The sequence below is a fragment of the Psychrobacter sp. CX14 genome (assembly GCF_057396205.2).
Genome location: NZ_CM183187.1, coordinates 1749454 through 1770817, shown reverse-complemented (window position 1 = coordinate 1770817; position 21364 = coordinate 1749454). Strand labels below are relative to the sequence as shown.

The 21364-nt window shown below is 46.2% G+C and carries 2 protein-coding genes; both read right to left on the bottom strand.

Annotated elements, in window-relative coordinates; genetic code table 11:
• Positions 1-49: 49 nt before the first annotated feature.
• Positions 50-20194 carry a Calx-beta domain-containing protein gene (locus tag AC2SLO_RS07185; RefSeq protein WP_495637063.1) on the bottom strand — a complete coding sequence of 6715 codons (20145 nt, stop codon included), beginning with the start codon at positions 20192-20194 and terminating at the stop codon, positions 50-52.
• A 55-nt stretch (positions 20195-20249) separates the two neighbouring features.
• Complete coding sequence (locus AC2SLO_RS07180) at positions 20250-21173, bottom strand: OmpA family protein (RefSeq protein WP_495637062.1); 924 nt, start codon at positions 21171-21173, stop codon at positions 20250-20252.
• Positions 21174-21364 lie beyond the last annotated feature (191 nt).

The following is a 21364-nucleotide window of genomic DNA, read 5'->3' as shown; positions in this document are numbered from 1 at the left end:
GACTGGCATTATCCCTAAGGAGACGCTTTTATTAATTTTAACTTAATTATTATAGTATCGTTGCCGTATTATCAATATCCAAGTAAACTTTAACTGATCCAGCCTCAAACATATTATAGCCTGCTTGATCGCTTCTATCACTTTCAGTAAAGCCTTGTAAGTTGATAGTATCACCCTTGTCAGCATTAATAAAGATTTTATCCCCTAGGGCACCATTACCATCTTTAGTTAAACGCTGAACTAGTTCTTCCGTTACCGTTAGAGTCTGAGAGTTATCGTCAACTAGATCTATAATCTCAAGCTCACGTGTTGTTACTCGATTTAAGAATCCAGTTAAGTCGGCATCCCCAACATAAGATTCAAATCTTACGGTATCAACACCTCCATTACCATCAATTAATCTATCCTCCAAATCTACAATAAAGATATCATTACCGGATCCACCATACATGGAATCAGCACCTTTGTTACCTTGCAAGACATCATCTCCTGCACGTCCAGATAGCAAATCGTCTGAATCATTGCTACCAACTATAACATTATCACTAGTATCACCATATAAACTAGTACTATTACGATACTCGATATCAACTACTGATTTGACAGTAAATCCACCATCAGTTAGTGAATAATTAAATTTAGCTTTGGAATTATCCAGAGTTACAGAAACAGCATTGGCATCAATAATAGTACCAACTGCTCCAAATTCGAGATCAGTGGCACCATCAAACTTAGTTGATTTACGTGTATTATCATTCGCTATCAAGGTTGAAGCATCAATGGTAACTGTTCCAGTTTGATTAGTAATAATAAAGTCATTGCTAGAATTTAGGCGATAAACGTCAAGCAACTGCTCAGATGAGACCAAATCACCATCCTCATCACGAACGTTGAAATAGATAGGCTCTTTATACCCTAATATAGTTCCAGCAGTTTGGTAGCTATATTGACCTTTACTATAAGCAGTACCATCTGTTTTGACACCATCTTCAAAGTGAACATAGAAGATACCACCAGTTAGTTTAGAAGGAGCTGTCAGCAAGTGTTGAGATGCATCATATGTGAAACTTGAGCTTTCATCTGCTTTAACAGTATTAGTATCTCTATCATATTCGAATGTGACGCCACCCACAGTTACTGATACAAAATCACCATCATCTGCACCCAAACCACCTACAAAGCCTGGAGAAGCACCGTCAATCAGACTTCTATCTGGTGAGATTGGGCTAGGCAAAGAACTCAATAATTGTTTTGCTAGATTACTGAAATCCGCTTGCTGGGCATCTAAATCTTGCCCTGACTCGCCATCAAAAGCAATAGGATCTAGAGTTGAAGCATTTACATTTTTAGAGACCCCCATGGCATAGGCAAATGCAGTAATATTATTTAAACTTAACCAGTCAGTCCATTCTTTCTCTTCTCCAGACTGAATACCCATATCATCTGAATCTGCAGACCCACTACCATTACCGGTTCTAATATTCCCACCTAATCCTTCATTGTCATAGTCATAGTCATAGTTTGTAGTTTGACCGAAAGTAGGCTTACCATCAGTTAAGAAATAAGATCGCTGAAAATCAGCACCCACAATAGCCCCAGGTTTTGTTGTAAATAGCTGTTTAGCAACATATAAGGCATCATCATAATTTGTGCCCCCACCAGATTGATAAGTAAACATGTTATCAACTGCCTCTTGTGCTGTAATCCAATTGCTGCCTAGTACTTCTTTAGCAGTTGTATCAAAATCAATAATTTGAAAACGAGCACTACCGATTGAATCGTAGGCATCTATCAATTCAAGCATGGCCTTCTGAGTAACTTCCAATCTATCTAAAACTCTAACAACTTGAGGAGTTTCACCTATTTTACTTGAATCATAAGTAGTTTGATAAACGCCAACTTCTGATTCTGTGATAACACTACCACCTATTTCGTAGTTAACAGTATCATAATTGTATACCATGACATTCCCGTTATCCGTATAATTACCAGACTTTAATTTACCGTTATCTAGATATAATGGATAATCATTATTATTACTTGTCAGAACAAGGTTTCCATCAACATTGAAATCCACAGACTGATCATCTCTTAAGCTATAGTGAGCATAGCCACCTAAACCATCTTCAATTAGAGGGTCGCCACTAGCTGCGTACATCTTAATACCAGTTGTATATACATCCGCAGTACTGTCTTCTGGCAACTCAACTAGCTTAGTACTACCATCTGGTAATTTCTCAAAAAGAGGGAACTCATCAACAACATCTGACTTAGATGACATACTACCTGAAGTATCTAAAATAATTTGTACATTGGCTGTGACAGGCTCAAGTAATATCGTCTCCTTACCTTCAGCAACAGTTGGCCGATCATCCTCTACAAATACACTTATTGGTTTAGCAATAGATCCATCTATACCGTCACTCACTACTGTGCTGAATTGTAGCTCTAGGACGTCTTCACCATGATTTTTAGGGTGGTCAATTGCATGTAACAAGCTAACAGAATAAGGTGCTTCATAGTTACCATCTGCATTTATTGAACTCTTTGCAACTTCGATGGTCATGACATCAACTTCTTGACCATCAACATTAGCTTTGCCTTTCAGCATTCTATCTGCAGCTACCCATTCCCAAGTCACTGGATTACCTTGTACGGTAACACCAGGGCCTGTTGGCTCAATGGTAAAGTCATTTGGATCAAAGTTATCAACGTCTGTAAAGGTAATGATGCCACCTGTATCTGTCGCTGAGTCTGTTTGATCATCTTTAAGCTCCTTGTACTTCTCTTCAGCTGCAGCTCTTCCTATCTTCAAGGCTTCTTCTGCAGTTGCAACTGCGTCTATAAAGTCTTGATTAAACGGATCAGATGCAAGGTTATTTTTCGCTGTCTTAACTGCTTGTAATTCAGCAACCAGATCGCCATTAACAGCTTCTTTAAACACGTCATCAGCTTCATTATAGCTCACGTCATCTTTAATACCATCGGCTGCAGATGTAGAAGCCGTTAAACCTTCTTCTGATACGCGGGTTGAAGTAATCTCAAGTATTTGCGGTGCATCATTATTACCTTGGATTGTAACATCAAGCTTAGCAATATCTTCAAGCAAGTCACCGTTTTTAAGTGTTGATCCATCACCAATAGTGTAATTAAAGCTATCTGTTAGTGTTGTAGCTTCAACTATATTTCCTTCACTATCCGTATATTTCTCATTTAGCTTTTGCACTGCTTCCAGATCGTTATTAATCTTATAGGTATAAGATCCATCAGCAGCAATGGTCAAAGTACCGTACAGACCAGCAATGGTTGTTGTACCAGAAACGGTTTCTTCTGTTCCAGCACCTTCTTCAGCACCCGTTCTGATAGAAGTCACTTTAACTGGAGGACCATTTTTATCATCAGCAACGTCATTGATACCTCCACCAGTAATCACGTTACCTACTGCATCTACAGTTTTCTCAGACTGAGTAAATGTATCATCAGTAATGTCGTCAGGAGTACCATTATCATCTACAAGTGTATAAGTACCTCCTTCCTCAATGGCAATATTAGCATCATCATTAGCAGTGATATCGTCGTTAGTAATGGCAGCAATGCCTGTACCTTTCTCAATAACGGCATTATCACTTGCATTAGATAAAACAACATTGAATGTTTCTGCAACCTCCCAAACCCTATCTCTAGTCACTTCAATAGTCACTTCCTGGGTTTGTGTAACCACACCAGTTTGAGGATCAGTAACGCTATCAGTAGGCTCGAAAGTTAACGTATCTTGATCAGCCGTATAGTCATTAGCAGCTGTTGCTGTTCCATCAACGGTTTTCCAATCGACTGTAACTTTGTCTTGTGCTTCACCAGTCAATGTCACAGTAAAGGTAATCTTAGTTGTTGCACCTGGGTCATTAGGATCTGGATTGCCCTCTTCAACTTTAATATCATCAATTGTGAGTTTAGGTTTCACATCATTATCTACAATAGTTGTTCTAACAGTATCTTTGTTAGTATCAACTGTAGTAGCTTCAAATCCACCAGCTGAAGGATTGCTAATAGAAACTTCATAAGTCTCATTACCTTCATATACTGAATCATCTTCTGCACTAACAATGAAATCAATTGATGATTTACCTTTAGGAATGGTTACCGTTGTAGTTGTTGTTACTACATCATTAGCATCAGCAGTTAAGTCATTACCATTCGCCTTATAGGTATAAGTAATATCAACTGTCATGTCATCAGCTGCCACTATTGGCTGACCATTTTCATCTCTGATAGTGACTGTATAAGTCGCTTCTTTACCTTCATTAACATTGATTGCACCAGTAAGCTCAACAGTTACACCATCCTTAGGATTGGTTGGGTCTGTGCCATCCTCATCTTTAATAGTACCTGTACCAGAGTCTGATACTGAATCTTTAGAGACAGTTACAATAGTTGTTTCACCATCATCAGTCAGGTTATCATCAATAGTTGGATAACTAACTTTAAACTCAGTAACTCCTGCTGGCACAGTTATCTTACCAGTTGTAGCATTGTAGGATACACCCTCGGTAAATTCTAAGTTTGCAGCGGCAGCATAATAATCTTTATTGACAGTTGCAGTACCATCCACAATCGTAAAGTCATAAACTTCATCTTTATCACTTTCCGAAACTTTAATGGTATGGGTTAATTTGTTACCTTCTATAGCTTCAGCAACTGAAACATCAATACTAACCTGATCATCGTCAAGAATAGTACCAGTATCATTATCTACATTGATATCATAACCAGTGCTATTGGCAGACTTAGAAATGTTTAATTTAATAGCTTCTGGCTGTTCAGTTAATGAGTCATCTTTAGGTGTAATAATAATTTCAGGAGCCTCTTCAGAGCCAGCTGCTATTGATACCTCAATACCATTATCAAAGAAGTCTTGAATATCATAAGGGTCTGTCAACTCTTTGTTAACGCCATCTTTATCTGTATATGTTATCTTTTCGATATCATCAGCCACTACAATAGAGTCTTGGTCATCAGGCTTCACATTTACAATAAGGGCTTCATTACTTGTTTTGCCATTATCAATAAACACTTTGAACTGCAAAGAGTCATCAGCACCCTCAGTTGCTTCATCTATCGTCGTTGTGATGCTAACCACTGGTTTGTCGCCTTCTTCCTCTTCACCGTCATTATTTGCTTCATCCTTGATAACGCTTGTATCATTTGGCACAGTGATGTCATAACCTGTTTGTTCGGAGGTTGCTACATCAGGTTTGCTGATGTCTAATTGAAGATCTTCGGATTGCTCATAAATGTCATCATCTTTAGGCGTTATAACAATTTCAGGTGCTTTGTCGTTACCTGCGAGGATTAGAACATTGATGCCATCATCATAAAATGCTTGAATATCAGCTAACTCTGTTAACTTAACAATATTACCACTTACATCAGTATAGCTAATCGTTCCAATATCCTCAGCGCTTACACCATCAGCATTATTTGGTTTAACATTAACAATACTGTCTTCTTCACTAGTTTTACCATTAGTGATAGACACTTCGAATACTAACGAATTACCTGCTCCTTCTGTAGCTACTGGCGTTGTTGCTTCAATACTAACCACTGGTTTGTCGCCCTCGGTGGGGTTACCGTCTGCATCGGCTTCGTCTTTGATCACGCCGGTGGCTTCTGTACTCTCGCCTAAGTCAGCACCGACTGGGTTGCTGATCTCTAGAACCACGTCTTCTGCTTGCTCATAGATGTCGTCGTCTTTTGGTGTGAGCTTGATTACAGGGGCGGTTGTTGACCCTGCTGGGATAAGCACGCTTACGCCGTTCTCTAAGAAGTTAGCAATCTCTTCTGCAGTCTCAAGCACGACCGCTTTACCGTCTACATCGGTGTATTCAATCTTGTCGATGTCTTCTGGCTCAATGCTGCTGTTGTTGCCTAGTTTTACATTAACGGTGGTGTCGTCATTGCTTGGGTTGGTTTGACTGACTTCAAATTCAAGCGCTGTGCCTTCGCCCTCGACGGCTTCGGCAACGGTCGCGTTAATGTTCACTTTAGGCTTGTCGCCCTGTTCTGGGTTGCCGTCTGCATCCGCTTCGTCTTTGATCACACCGGTGGCACTTGGGGTGCCAATGGCGGCATTGGTTGGGTTGCTGATCTCTAAGATGGCGTCTTCTGATTGCTCATACACACTGTCGTCTGCTGGGGTCAGCTTGATCGCTGGCGCTTCTTTGCTGCCCGCTGGAATCAAGACGGTTACTCCGTCCGTGAAGAACGCTTCAATGGCGGCAGGATCTGTTAGAGTTACTTCTGTGCCTGTCTCATCGGTGTAAACCACTTGTTTGATGTCAGAGGGGTCAATGTCATTATCCGCACCAAACTTAACGTCGACGCTGCTGTCCAGTTCGCTTAGGTTGTTTTGACTGACCACATATTCAAGGGCGGTCTCTTCGCCCTCGATGGCCTCGGCAACGGTCGCGGCAATGCTAACCACGGGTTTGTCGCCGTCGGTGGCATCGCTTGGGTCGTCAGGGTTGTTCGGGTTGTCGTCATTGTTTGACTGGTCTTCGTCTAGTATCGCTGCGATATCGGTATCTGTGCCTAATTTGGCATTAACCACGTCAGATAGCGTCATGCTAAATTCTTCTGACTTCTCGTAGATGGTGTCATCTAGCGGTACGATGGTAAACGTCGGTACGATGCTAGAGCCTGCGGGTATCGTGACTTCAACACCGGCTAAAGCGTCGTCTACTGTGATTTGCTTAACGGTGCCATCACCGTCTGTGAAGGTAATCGATTGTATGTCTTCTGCTTCAATCGCTCCTAGGTTTAGGGTTACGGTGCCTTTAGTGTCAAGTTCAGTGGCACCCTCTAGGGTCACTTCAAAGACGATGGCGTCATCCACAGCGCCTTCAACGGCTTGTTTGTCGCTGGCCGCTAAATTAAGGGTGGGTTTGTCGCCCTCGGTGGGGTTACCGTCTGCATCGGCTTCGTCTTTGATCACGCCAGTGGCTTCTGTACTCTCGCCTAAGTCAGCACCGACTGGGTTGCTGATCTCTAGAACCACGTCTTCTGCTTGCTCATAGATGTCGTCGTCTTTTGGTGTGAGCTTGATTACAGGGGCGGTTGTTGACCCTGCTGGGATAAGCACGCTTACGCCGTTCTCTAAGAAGTCAGCGATGTCGGCAGGAGTCTCAAGGACGACCGCTTTACCGTCTACATCGGTGTATTCAATTTTGTCGATGTCTTCTGGCTCAATGCTGCTGTTATTGCTTAGTTTTACATTAACGGTGGTGTCGTCATTGCTTGGGTTGGTTTGACTGACCTCAAATTCAAGCGCTGTACCTTCGCCCTCGACGGCCTCAGCAACGGTCGCGTTAATGTTCACTTTAGGCTTGTCGCCCTGTTCTGGGTTGCCGTCTGCATCCGCTTCGTCTTTGATTACACCGGTGGTACTTGGGGTACCAATGGCGGCATTGGTTGGGTTGCTGATCTCTAAGATGGCGTCTTCTGATTGCTCATACACACTGTCGTCTGCTGGGGTCAGCTTGATCGCTGGCGCTTCTTTGCTGCCCGCTGGAATCAAGACGGTTACTCCGTCCGTGAAGAACGCTTCAATGGCGGCAGGATCTGTTAAGACAACAAGGTTACCGTTAACGTCGGTGTATTCAATTTGCTTAACGTCTGTTGGGTCAATGTCATTATCCGCACCAAACGTAACGTCGACGCTGCTATCTAGTTCGCTTAGGTTGTTTTGACTAACCACATATTCAAGGGCGGTCTCTTCGCCCTCGACGGCCTCGGCAACGGTCGCGGCAATGCTAACCACGGGTTTGTCGCCGTCGGTGGCATCGCTTGGGTCGTCAGGGTTGTTCGGGTTGTCGTCATTGTTTGACTGGTCTTCGTCTAGTATCGCCGCAGTGTCGGTATCTGTGCCTAATTTGGCATTAACCACGTCAGATAGCGTCATGCTAAATTCTTCTGACTTCTCGTAGATGGTGTCATCTAGCGGTACGATGGTAAACGTCGGTACGATGCTAGAGCCTGCGGGTATCGTGACTTCAACACCGGCTAAAGCGTCGTCTACTGTGATTTGCTTAACGGTGCCATCACCGTCTGTGAAGGTAATCGATTGTATGTCTTCTGCTTCAATCGCTCCTAGGTTTAGGGTTACGGTGCCTTTAGTGTCAAGTTCAGTGGCACCCTCTAGGGTCACTTCAAAGACGATGGCGTCATCCACAGCGCCTTCAACGGCTTGTTTGTCGCTGGCCGCTAAATTAAGGGTGGGTTTGTCGCCCTCGGTGGGGTTACCGTCTGCATCGGCTTCGTCTTTGATCACGCCAGTGGCTTCTGTACTCTCGCCTAAGTCAGCACCGTCTGGGTTGCTGATCTCTAGAACCACGTCTTCTGCTTGCTCATAGATGTCGTCGTCTTTTGGTGTGAGCTTGATCACAGGGGCGGTTGTTGACCCTGCTGGGATAAGCACGCTTACGCCGTTCTCTAAGAAGTCAGCGATGTCGTCAGGAGTCTCAAGGACGACCGCATTACCGTCTACATCGGTGTATTCAATCTTGTCGATGTCTTCTGGCTCAATGCTGCTGTTGTTGCCTAGTTTTACATTAACGGTGGTGTCGTCATTGCTTGGGTTGGTTTGACTGACTTCAAATTCAAGCGCTGTACCTTCGCCCTCGACGGCTTCGGCAACGGTCGCGTTAATGTTCACTTTAGGCTTGTCGCCCTGTTCTGGGTTGCCGTCTGCATCTGCTTCGTCTTTGATCACACCGGTGGCACTTGGGGTACCAATGGCGGCATTGGTTGGGTTGCTGATCTCTAAGATGGCGTCTTCTGATTGCTCATAGACACTGTCGTCTGCTGGGGTCAGCTTGATCGCTGGCGCTTCTTTGCTGCCCGCTGGAATCAAGACGGTTACTCCGTCCGTGAAGAACGCTTCAATGTCGGCAGGATCCGTTAGAGTTACTTCTGTGCCTGTCTCATCGGTGTAAACCACTTGTTTGATGTCTGTTGGGTCAATGTCATTATCCGCACCAAACTTAACGTCGACGCTGCTGTCTAGTTCGCTTAGGTTGTTTTGACTGACCACATATTCAAGGGCAGTCTCTTCGCCCTCGATGGCCTCGGCAACGGTCGCGGCAATGCTAACCACGGGTTTGTCGCCGTCGGTGGCATCGCTTGGGTCGTCAGGGTTGTTCGGGTTGTCGTCATTGTTTGACTGGTCTTCGTCTAGTATCACACCTTTTGCGGTCGGAGTACCTAACTTAGCATTGGTTGGATTGCTGATCTCAAGTACCATGTCTTCTGATACTTCGTAAACACTGTCGTCATCTACCGTTACTGTAATGGCTGGGGCTGATGTTTCTCCCGCTGCGATTAATACACTATCGCCATTGGTCAAGAAGTTTGCAATAGCTGCTTGGTCGCCCAATGTCACTTGAGTACCATCTGCTTTGGTATAGCTGATTGAGGCAATATCTTCAGGTTCAATGGTACTTCCAGTGCCAAGTTTAACATTGACAGTAGTGTCAAGTTCACTAAGCTTATCTTGCGATACTGTAAATACTAATATGTTATCAATACCTTCAACAGCTTGTGCATCAGTGGCTTCAATACTAACCACTGGTTTGTCGCCCTCGGTGGGGTTACCGTCTGCATCGGCTTCGTCTTTGATCACGCCGGTGGCTTCTGTACTCTCGCCTAAGTCAGCACCGACTGGGTTGCTGATCTCTAGAACCACGTCTTCTGCTTGCTCATAGATGTCGTCGTCTTTTGGTGTGAGCTTGATTACAGGGGCGGTTGTTGACCCTGCTGGGATAAGCACGCTTACGCCGTTCTCTAAGAAGTTAGCAATCTCTTCTGCTGTCTCAAGCACGACCGCTTTACCGTCTACATCGGTGTATTCAATCTTGTCGATGTCTTCTGGCTCAATGCTGCTGTTGTTGCCTAGTTTTACATTAACGGTGGTGTCGTCATTGCTTGGGTTGGTTTGACTCACTTCAAATTCAAGCGCTGTACCTTCGCCCTCGACGGCTTCGGCAACGGTCGCGTTAATGTTCACTTTAGGCTTGTCGCCCTGTTCTAGGTTGCCGTCTGCATCGGCTTCGTCTTTGATCACACCGGTGGCACTTGGGGTACCAATGGCGGCATTGGTTGGGTTGCTGATCTCTAAGATGGCGTCTTCTGATTGCTCATACACACTGTCGTCTGCTGGGGTCAGCTTGATCGCTGGCGCTTCTTTGCTGCCCGCTGGAATCAAGACGGTTACTCCGTCCGTGAAGAACGCTTCAATGTCGGCCGCTTCTGTTAAGACAACAAGGTTACCGTTAACGTCGGTGTATTCAATTTGCTTAACGTCTGTTGGGTCAATGTCATTATCCGCACCAAACTTAACGTCGACGCTGCTGTCCAGTTCGCTTAGGTTGTTTTGACTGACCACATATTCAAGGGCGGTCTCTTCGCCCTCGACGGCCTCAGCAACGGTCGCGGCAATGCTAACCACGGGTTTGTCGCCGTCGGTGGCATCGCTTGGGTCGTCAGGGTTGTTCGGGTTGTCGTCATTGTTTGACTGGTCTTCGTCTAGTATCGCCGCAGTGTCGGTATCTGTGCCTAATTTGGCATTAACCACGTCAGATAGCGTCATGCTAAATTCTTCTGACTTCTCGTAGATGGTGTCATCTAGCGGTACGATGGTAAACGTCGGTACGATGCTAGAGCCTGCGGGTATCGTGACTTCAACACCGGCTAAGGCGTCGTCTACTGTGATTTGCTTAACGGTGCCGTCACCGTCTGTGAAGGTAATCGATTGTATGTCTTCTGCTTCAATCGCTCCTAGGTTTAGGGTTACGGTACCTTTAGTGTCAAGTTCAGTGGCACCCTCTAGGGTCACTTCAAAGACGATGGCGTCATCAACAGCGCCTTCAACGGCTTGTTTGTCGCTGGCCGCTAAATTAAGGGTGGATTTGTCGCCCTCGGTGGGGTTACCGTCTGCATCGGCTTCGTCTTTGATCACGCCGGTGGCTTCTGTGCTCTCGCCTAAGTCAGCACCGACTGGGTTGCTGATCTCTAGAACCACGTCTTCTGCTTGCTCATAGATGTCGTCGTCTTTTGGTGTGAGCTTGATCACAGGGGCGGTTGTTGACCCTGCTGGGATAAGCACGCTTACGCCGTTCTCTAAGAAGTCAGCGATGTCGGCAGGAGTCTCAAGGACGACCGCTTTACCGTCTACATCGGTGTATTCAATTTTGTCGATGTCTTCTGGCTCAATGCTGCTGTTATTGCTTAGTTTTACATTAACGGTGGTGTCGTCATTGCTTGGGTTGGTTTGACTGACCTCAAATTCAAGCGCTGTACCTTCGCCCTCGACGGCCTCAGCAACGGTCGCGTTAATGTTCACTTTAGGCTTGTCGCCCTGTTCTGGGTTGCCGTCTGCATCCGCTTCGTCTTTGATTACACCGGTGGTACTTGGGGTACCAATGGCGGCATTGGTTGGGTTGCTGATCTCTAAGATGGCGTCTTCTGATTGCTCATACACACTGTCGTCTGCTGGGGTCAGCTTGATCGCTGGCGCTTCTTTGCTGCCCGCTGGAATCAAGACGGTTACTCCGTCCGTGAAGAACGCTTCAATGGCGGCAGGATCTGTTAAGACAACAAGGTTACCGTTAACGTCGGTGTATTCAATTTGCTTAACGTCTGTTGGGTCAATGTCATTATCCGCACCAAACGTAACGTCGACGCTGCTATCTAGTTCGCTTAGGTTGTTTTGACTAACCACATATTCAAGGGCGGTCTCTTCGCCCTCGACGGCCTCGGCAACGGTCGCGGCAATGCTAACCACGGGTTTGTCGCCGTCGGTGGCATCGCTTGGGTCGTCAGGGTTGTTCGGGTTGTCGTCATTGTTTGACTGGTCTTCGTCTAGTATCGCCGCAGTGTCGGTATCTGTGCCTAATTTGGCATTAACCACGTCAGATAGCGTCATGCTAAATTCTTCTGACTTCTCGTAGATGGTGTCATCTAGCGGTACGATGGTAAACGTCGGTACGATGCTAGAGCCTGCGGGTATCGTGACTTCAACACCGGCTAAAGCGTCGTCTACTGTGATTTGCTTAACGGTGCCATCACCGTCTGTGAAGGTAATCGATTGTATGTCTTCTGCTTCAATCGCTCCTAGGTTTAGGGTTACGGTGCCTTTAGTGTCAAGTTCAGTGGCACCCTCTAGGGTCACTTCAAAGACGATGGCGTCATCCACAGCGCCTTCAACGGCTTGTTTGTCGCTGGCCGCTAAATTAAGGGTGGGTTTGTCGCCCTCGGTGGGGTTACCGTCTGCATCGGCTTCGTCTTTGATCACGCCAGTGGCTTCTGTACTCTCGCCTAAGTCAGCACCGACTGGGTTGCTGATCTCTAGAACCACGTCTTCTGCTTGCTCATAGATGTCGTCGTCTTTTGGTGTGAGCTTGATTACAGGGGCGGTTGTTGACCCTGCTGGGATAAGCACGCTTACGCCGTTCTCTAAGAAGTTAGCAATCTCTTCTGCTGTCTCAAGCACGACCGCTTTACCGTCTACATCGGTGTATTCAATCTTGTCGATGTCTTCTGGCTCAATGCTGCTGTTGTTGCCTAGTTTTACATTAACGGTGGTGTCGTCATTGCTTGGGTTGGTTTGACTCACTTCAAATTCAAGCGCTGTACCTTCGCCCTCGACGGCTTCGGCAACGGTCGCGTTAATGTTCACTTTAGGCTTGTCGCCCTGTTCTGGGTTGCCGTCTGCATCCGCTTCGTCTTTGATCACACCGGTGGCACTTGGGGTGCCAATGGCGGCATTGGTTGGGTTGCTGATCTCTAAGATGGCGTCTTCTGATTGCTCATACACACTGTCGTCTGCTGGGGTCAGCTTGATCGCTGGCGCTTCTTTGCTGCCCGCTGGAATCAAGACGGTTACTCCGTCCGTGAAGAACGCTTCAATGGCGGCAGGATCTGTTAGAGTTACTTCTGTGCCTGTCTCATCGGTGTAAACCACTTGTTTGATGTCTGTTGGGTCAATGTCATTATCCGCACCAAACTTAACGTCGACGCTGCTGTCCAGTTCGCTTAGGTTGTTTTGACTGACCACATATTCAAGGGCGGTCTCTTCGCCCTCGATGGCCTCGGCAACGGTCGCGGCAATGCTAACCACGGGTTTGTCGCCGTCGGTGGCATCGCTTGGGTCGTCAGGGTTGTTCGGGTTGTCGTCATTGTTTGACTGGTCTTCGTCTAGTATCGCTGCGATATCGGTATCTGTGCCTAATTTGGCATTAACCACGTCAGATAGCGTCATGCTAAATTCTTCTGACTTCTCGTAGATGGTGTCATCTAGCGGTACGATGGTAAACGTCGGTACGATGCTAGAGCCTGCGGGTATCGTGACTTCAACACCGGCTAAAGCGTCGTCTACTGTGATTTGCTTAACGGTGCCATCACCGTCTGTGAAGGTAATCGATTGTATGTCTTCTGCTTCAATCGCTCCTAGGTTTAGGGTTACGGTGCCTTTAGTGTCAAGTTCAGTGGCACCCTCTAGGGTCACTTCAAAGACGATGGCGTCATCCACAGCGCCTTCAACGGCTTGTTTGTCGCTGGCCGCTAAATTAAGGGTGGGTTTGTCGCCCTCGGTGGGGTTACCGTCTGCATCGGCTTCGTCTTTGATCACGCCGGTGGCTTCTGTACTCTCGCCTAAGTCAGCACCGACTGGGTTGCTGATCTCTAGAACCACGTCTTCTGCTTGCTCATAGATGTCGTCGTCTTTTGGTGTGAGCTTGATTACAGGGGCGGTTGTTGACCCTGCTGGGATAAGCACGCTTACGCCGTTCTCTAAGAAGTTAGCAATCTCTTCTGCTGTCTCAAGCACGACCGCTTTACCGTCTACATCGGTGTATTCAATCTTGTCGATGTCTTCTGGCTCAATGCTGCTGTTGTTGCCTAGTTTTACATTAACGGTGGTGTCGTCATTGCTTGGGTTGGTTTGACTCACTTCAAATTCAAGCGCTGTACCTTCGCCCTCGACGGCTTCGGCAACGGTCGCGTTAATGTTCACTTTAGGCTTGTCGCCCTGTTCTAGGTTGCCGTCTGCATCGGCTTCGTCTTTGATCACACCGGTGGCACTTGGGGTACCAATGGCGGCATTGGTTGGGTTGCTGATCTCTAAGATGGCGTCTTCTGATTGCTCATACACACTGTCGTCTGCTGGGGTCAGCTTGATCGCTGGCGCTTCTTTGCTGCCCGCTGGAATCAAGACGGTTACTCCGTCCGTGAAGAACGCTTCAATGTCGGCCGCTTCTGTTAAGACAACAAGGTTACCGTTAACGTCGGTGTATTCAATTTGCTTAACGTCTGTTGGGTCAATGTCATTATCCGCACCAAACTTAACGTCGACGCTGCTGTCCAGTTCGCTTAGGTTGTTTTGACTGACCACATATTCAAGGGCGGTCTCTTCGCCCTCGACGGCCTCAGCAACGGTCGCGGCAATGCTAACCACGGGTTTGTCGCCGTCGGTGGCATCGCTTGGGTCGTCAGGGTTGTTCGGGTTGTCGTCATTGTTTGACTGGTCTTCGTCTAGTATCGCCGCAGTGTCGGTATCTGTGCCTAATTTGGCATTAACCACGTCAGATAGCGTCATGCTAAATTCTTCTGACTTCTCGTAGATGGTGTCATCTAGCGGTACGATGGTAAACGTCGGTACGATGCTAGAGCCTGCGGGTATCGTGACTTCAACACCGGCTAAGGCGTCGTCTACTGTGATTTGCTTAACGGTGCCGTCACCGTCTGTGAAGGTAATCGATTGTATGTCTTCTGCTTCAATCGCTCCTAGGTTTAGGGTTACGGTACCTTTAGTGTCAAGTTCAGTGGCACCCTCTAGGGTCACTTCAAAGACGATGGCGTCATCAACAGCGCCTTCAACGGCTTGTTTGTCGCTGGCCGCTAAATTAAGGGTGGATTTGTCGCCCTCGGTGGGGTTACCGTCTGCATCGGCTTCGTCTTTGATCACGCCGGTGGCTTCTGTGCTCTCGCCTAAGTCAGCACCGACTGGGTTGCTGATCTCTAGAACCACGTCTTCTGCTTGCTCATAGATGTCGTCGTCTTTTGGTGTGAGCTTGATCACAGGGGCGGTTGTTGACCCTGCTGGGATAAGCACGCTTACGCCGTTCTCTAAGAAGTCAGCGATGTCGGCAGGAGTCTCAAGGACGACCGCTTTACCGTCTACATCGGTGTATTCAATTTTGTCGATGTCTTCTGGCTCAATGCTGCTGTTATTGCTTAGTTTTACATTAACGGTGGTGTCGTCATTGCTTGGGTTGGTTTGACTGACCTCAAATTCAAGCGCTGTACCTTCGCCCTCGACGGCCTCAGCAACGGTCGCGTTAATGTTCACTTTAGGCTTGTCGCCCTGTTCTGGGTTGCCGTCTGCATCCGCTTCGTCTTTGATTACACCGGTGGTACTTGGGGTACCAATGGCGGCATTGGTTGGGTTGCTGATCTCTAAGATGGCGTCTTCTGATTGCTCATACACACTGTCGTCTGCTGGGGTCAGCTTGATCGCTGGCGCTTCTTTGCTGCCCGCTGGAATCAAGACGGTTACTCCGTCCGTGAAGAACGCTTCAATGGCGGCAGGATCTGTTAAGACAACAAGGTTACCGTTAACGTCGGTGTATTCAATTTGCTTAACGTCTGTTGGGTCAATGTCATTATCCGCACCAAACGTAACGTCGACGCTGCTATCTAGTTCGCTTAGGTTGTTTTGACTAACCACATATTCAAGGGCGGTCTCTTCGCCCTCGACGGCCTCGGCAACGGTCGCGGCAATGCTAACCACGGGTTTGTCGCCGTCGGTGGCATCGCTTGGGTCGTCAGGGTTGTTCGGGTTGTCGTCATTGTTTGACTGGTCTTCGTCTAGTATCGCCGCAGTGTCGGTATCTGTGCCTAATTTGGCATTAACCACGTCAGATAGCGTCATGCTAAATTCTTCTGACTTCTCGTAGATGGTGTCATCTAGCGGTACGATGGTAAACGTCGGTACGATGCTAGAGCCTGCGGGTATCGTGACTTCAACACCGGCTAAGGCGTCGTCTACTGTGATTTGCTTAACGGTGCCGTCACCGTCTGTGAAGGTAATCGATTGTATGTCTTCTGCTTCAATCGCTCCTAGGTTTAGGGTTACGGTACCTTTAGTGTCAAGTTCAGTGGCACCCTCTAGGGTCACTTCAAAGACGATGGCGTCATCAACAGCGCCTTCAACGGCTTGTTTGTCGCTGGCCGCTAAATTAAGGGTGGGTTTGTCGCCCTCGGTGGGGTTACCGTCTGCATCGGCTTCGTCTTTGATCACGCCGGTGGCTTCTGTGCTCTCGCCTAAGTCAGCACCGACTGGGTTGCTGATCTCTAGAACCACGTCTTCTGCTTGCTCATAGATGTCGTCGTCTTTTGGTGTGAGCTTGATCACAGGGGCGGTTGTTGACCCTGCTGGGATAAGCACGCTTACGCCGTTCTCTAAGAAGTCAGCGATGTCGGCAGGAGTCTCAAGGACGACCGCTTTACCGTCTACATCGGTGTATTCAATTTTGTCGATGTCTTCTGGCTCAATGCTGCTGTTGTTGCCTAGTTTTACATTAACGGTGGTGTCGTCATTGCTTGGGTTGGTTTGACTGACCTCAAATTCAAGCGCTGTACCTTCGCCCTCGACGGCCTCGGCAACGGTCGCTTTAATGTTCACTTTAGGCTTGTCGCCCTGTTCTGGGTTGCCGTCTGCATCCGCTTCGTCTTTGATTACACCGGTGGCACTTGGGGTACCAATGGCGGCATTGGTTGGGTTGCTGATCTCTAAGATGGCGTCTTCTGATTGCTCATAGACACTGTCGTCTGCTGGGGTCAGCTTGATCGCTGGCGCTTCTTTGCTGCCCGCTGGAATCAAGACGGTTACTCCGTCCGTGAAGAACGCTTCAATGGCGGCAGGATCTGTTAGAGTTACTTCTGTGCCTGTCTCATCGGTGTAAACCACTTGTTTGATGTCTGTTGGGTCAATGTCATTATCCGCACCAAACTTAACGTCGACGCTGCTGTCTAGTTCGCTTAGGTTGTTTTGACTGACCACATATTCAAGGGCGGTCTCTTCGCCCTCGACGGCCTCAGCAACGGTCGCGGCAATGCTAACCACGGGTTTGTCGCCGTCGGTGGCATCGCTTGGGTCGTCAGGGTTGTTCGGGTTGTCGTCATTGTTTGACTGGTCTTCGTCTAGTATCGCCGCAGTGTCGGTATCTGTGCCTAATTTGGCATTAACCACGTCAGATAGCGTCATGCTAAATTCTTCTGACTTCTCGTAGATGGTGTCATCTAGCGGTACGATGGTAAACGTCGGTACGATGCTAGAGCCTGCGGGTATCGTGACTTCAACACCGGCTAAGGCGTCGTCTACTGTGATTTGCTTAACGGTGCCGTCACCGTCTGTGAAGGTAATCGATTGTATGTCTTCTGCTTCAATCGCTCCTAGGTTTAGGGTTACGGTACCTTTAGTGTCAAGTTCAGTGGCACCCTCTAGGGTCACTTCAAAGACGATTGAATCATTCGCTTTACCTTCAACTGCTTCTTTATCAGTGGCTACTAGGTTAAGTACTGGCTTATCACCTTCTGTATTACTGCCATCATTTGGATCAGTCGGGTTATCAGACTCATCCGTGATCACCCCTGCACCTGTGTCCGCTAAGTTAAGACCATTGTCACCTGTGAGTGTTCCCTCTAAAGTGAATGTCTCGCTGACTTCATAGATGTCATCTGGTATTGTCGCAACCGTCGCTTTAAGCGCTGTTACGCCCGCGAGTACGGTATAACTACCATCTGGATTTGCTGCGATGGTTTGTTCAGCGCCTGCATCATCTATGTATGTCACAACCAGTGGTGGGGTGATATCTCCAGCTTCTGCTGTGTTGGTATCACCATCAAAGTTTGGCGTTAAGCTGAGTGTGGTGTCGCTGCCAACTGCTTTATCTAAGCTGATGTCAAAGACTAAGTCTTCACCTTCAATTGCTGTCGCATCACTAACGTTAAATGCTGGCTTATCACCGTCATGTGGATTACTTGGATCCGTTGGGTTTTTGTTCTCATCAAAGATAGTGCCTATGGCAGTATCTTTGGCTGCATTAACAGTTGCTTTATCAGCACTGACAATAACCATGTCTAGCCTTTCTGCGACTTCATAGATGCCATCGTCTTTAGCAGTCAAAGTAATGGTAGGCATCACAGTCGCACCCGCTGGAATAACTACGTCAAAACCTGCTGTGGCCTGATCATAGGTTATTTCAGTTAGTATGATGCTGCCATCTGCATTAGTGACGGTAATGACAATCGTGTCTTCGATATCAGCTACGTCAATATCTTTTGGATCAAGCTTGACCTTCACTGTGGTAGCAAAGTTGCTATGTTTGTCCTGCTCGATGGTGAACAACAGCTTGTTGTCACCCTTTACTTTGCTATCAGCAACCTCTAATGCTTCAGGATTTGTAGCAACAATGCTAACGGCTGGTAACTCATCCATACGACCGTTAATAGTAATCTTAAGCGTCGCTGTGGTCGTATCGCCATCTGCATCAGTAATGGTGTATTCAATACTGTCTGTTAGCGTGTCATCATCATTAAGCTTATTAACCGCATCATTAGTGTTATCTAGCGTATAGGTGTAACTGCCATCTTTATTGATGGTGATTGTGCCGTATTCAAGCGCTTTATCAGCAATTGGCGTAACCGCAGGGGTGCCTTGGCCATCTTCACCGAAGCTGTCATTGGTTAATATTGTGCCTATCGCAGTATTGTTAGCATCGTCTTCTTTAACTGAGTTGCTATCATCATTAGCTTTTGGCGTGTTATCAGTAATTGCTACATCTAGTGTGTCTGTACCTGTCTTACCTTTACTATCAGTAACGACAATCTTTATACTGTCTATAACAGGCGCATCTGTGGTGTGATTCTGTACTTCTGGATCGTAAGTGTACGTAACCTCACCAGTTTTTGCGTTGTAGCCTGTAATAACAAGCTCACCCTTACCTGTGGTGATTGTGGTCTCCGGAATATTACCATTAGCATCAACTGAAATGTCTGTACCAGCAACGCTAATATTAGTAACCGTCACTGCTGGATCTTTAGTAACCTTAAAGCTACCCTCTACTGGGCCATCACCCTCATAAACTGTTTTATCGCCTGTACCTTTTGGGTTTTCTGATGTAGCAGGATTGCCCTCGTCGACAGGACTGTTTGGATTATTAGGATCTACAGGAGCTGGGTTGGTTGGTTGATTTGGCGGAATGACGACAGAAGGAATCTGCTGATAATCCACTGTAATAGTCGCAGGGTCCGATGTATTACCTGCTTTATCTGATATAACGTAATCAATCGGCGTTGGATCTTTACTAAACCCTTCTTCTGGAGTAAAGGTTACTTTACCTTCACCATTAACGGTCCATGTACCCTCACCTAGTACGTTAATTGGTTGGTCTGTTGCTTTGCCTGTGGCAGGGTCGATTAGTTGTACACTACTTGGATCAAGATCGCCGTCTGGATCTGTATCGTTACCCAATACGTCAACAACTATCTTACCTACAGGGGCGGTTATTACGTCATCATTGGCAATAGGTGCACTGTCTTGAACAACTGGCGGCGTATAATCATCATCATCGTCATTAATTAAAAATGGTACCAGTCCAAGACCTAGCCACCATGGAAATCCAGCAGGCGCTGTGATCCACAAAGGTACCAACAATTCTTCACCGCCCAAGGCCTGACCTTCAGCAGCACCGACTTCTAACTGGGTTACATAGTCATATACTTCACCCGTATCGGGGATATAGTGATAATAATTACCATCCTCAGCAATACCGATCAATGCCTGACTATTATCAGCATCTTCATCTATCTGATTGGCTTCATCTTGCTTTTTGGTCGTCTTATAAAAGCCTTCAATAATTAAGTCTGTCTCTTTACCTTCACGTTCAAATGAGACATGTAGGTCATTATTGACACGTCTGGTAATAACATGGTTGGGAGCACGTCCTATAGATTCATCAAAGAATTCATAATTGACATTTTGAATGGCCTTAATAACATCCGGCTGTCCATCTTTAGTAACTGCCGCTATTTCTTGTATGGTTTCTTTATTGTTATGTACTTTTACGATCACTGTTTTCATGCTGTATACCTAATTTCTTTATGTATGTATTTATATTATCGACACAGAGAATTATCTATTTGTCTAGTATTTGATTGCCGTTTTGATCAATATGGACGCGCTCTTTAATAACCGCTATCGTGCGTCGATTTAACTGACGTCCTTCTGCTGTTTTATTAGTTGCTCTTGGTCGTTGTTCGCCATAACCAATAGTAGTTAATCTATCCGGTGAGATGTCATAGTTGCTGATTAATAAGTATTTAATTGCGTTGGCACGGCGCTCAGACAGTTTTTGGTTATAAGCATCACTGGCATTACTGTCGGTATGGCCTTCAATGGTTGCTGTAGTATTGGTGTACTTATTCATAAAGTCTGCAAGCTGCTCAACCTCATTATAAAATTGTGGCTTAACAATGGCCTTATCGTTATCAAATAAGACTTCCAGCTCAATACTGACTTCTTTTTCTAAAACTGGAGCAGGCTTAGGTTTTGCAGGTGGGGTGGGTTCAACCGAAGGGCAATTAGGGACAACTCGAGTGATTTGATGCGCTTGATACTTTTTATCATTCAAATAATCTAATGCTTTGTTATTTTCAATCTCTTGAATGGTCGAGTTACCTTCATTATCAACATCAACGTAGAAAAAATAATTGTTATTAGCAGCAAGATTGAACTCAATACTATTTGCTAACAGATCATTATTTTTTAGCCCAGTAACTTGCGCACTTAGACGATTGATACCAGCGCAAGAGTAAACTTGGGTATAGCTTCCTGGTTGCAAACTGACTTGAAAGCGATCATTGATAGCGATATTGGCACTGGTCTGTTCTGAATCGTCATCAAAGGGTCTAACAAAAAAAACACTCACACTGTCATCAGGTATCGGGGTTTTTATTAAGGTTTCTGCGTTTGCTCCCGATTGCAGTTGCCATCTTACATGACCAACTGCTTTATTGTTTGTGTTATTTATAATACTTACAGCATGTGCTTCCATTGCCATAGCACTAAGGGCTAGTATTGCTATTGATGAAAGTATTTTATTGAAGGTCATGACTAACAGTTCCTGTCTTAAGTTAAAGACTTTGATTCATTGAAAAAAAAGAATGAGAGGATGGTCTTAAGGTAATTTAATGGCTTAAACCATTTTTTGATAAGCTTATTTTGAATGCGTTTATTTAGAGAATAATAATT

What these genes read in the sequence shown, in the direction of transcription:
- AC2SLO_RS07185 (WP_495637063.1), bottom strand. Translation starts at nt 20,194, where the DNA reads ATGAAAACAGTGATCGTAAAAGTACATAACAATAAAGAAACCATACAA.
- AC2SLO_RS07180 (WP_495637062.1), bottom strand. Translation starts at nt 21,173, where the DNA reads ATGGCAATGGAAGCACATGCTGTAAGTATTATAAATAACACAAACAAT.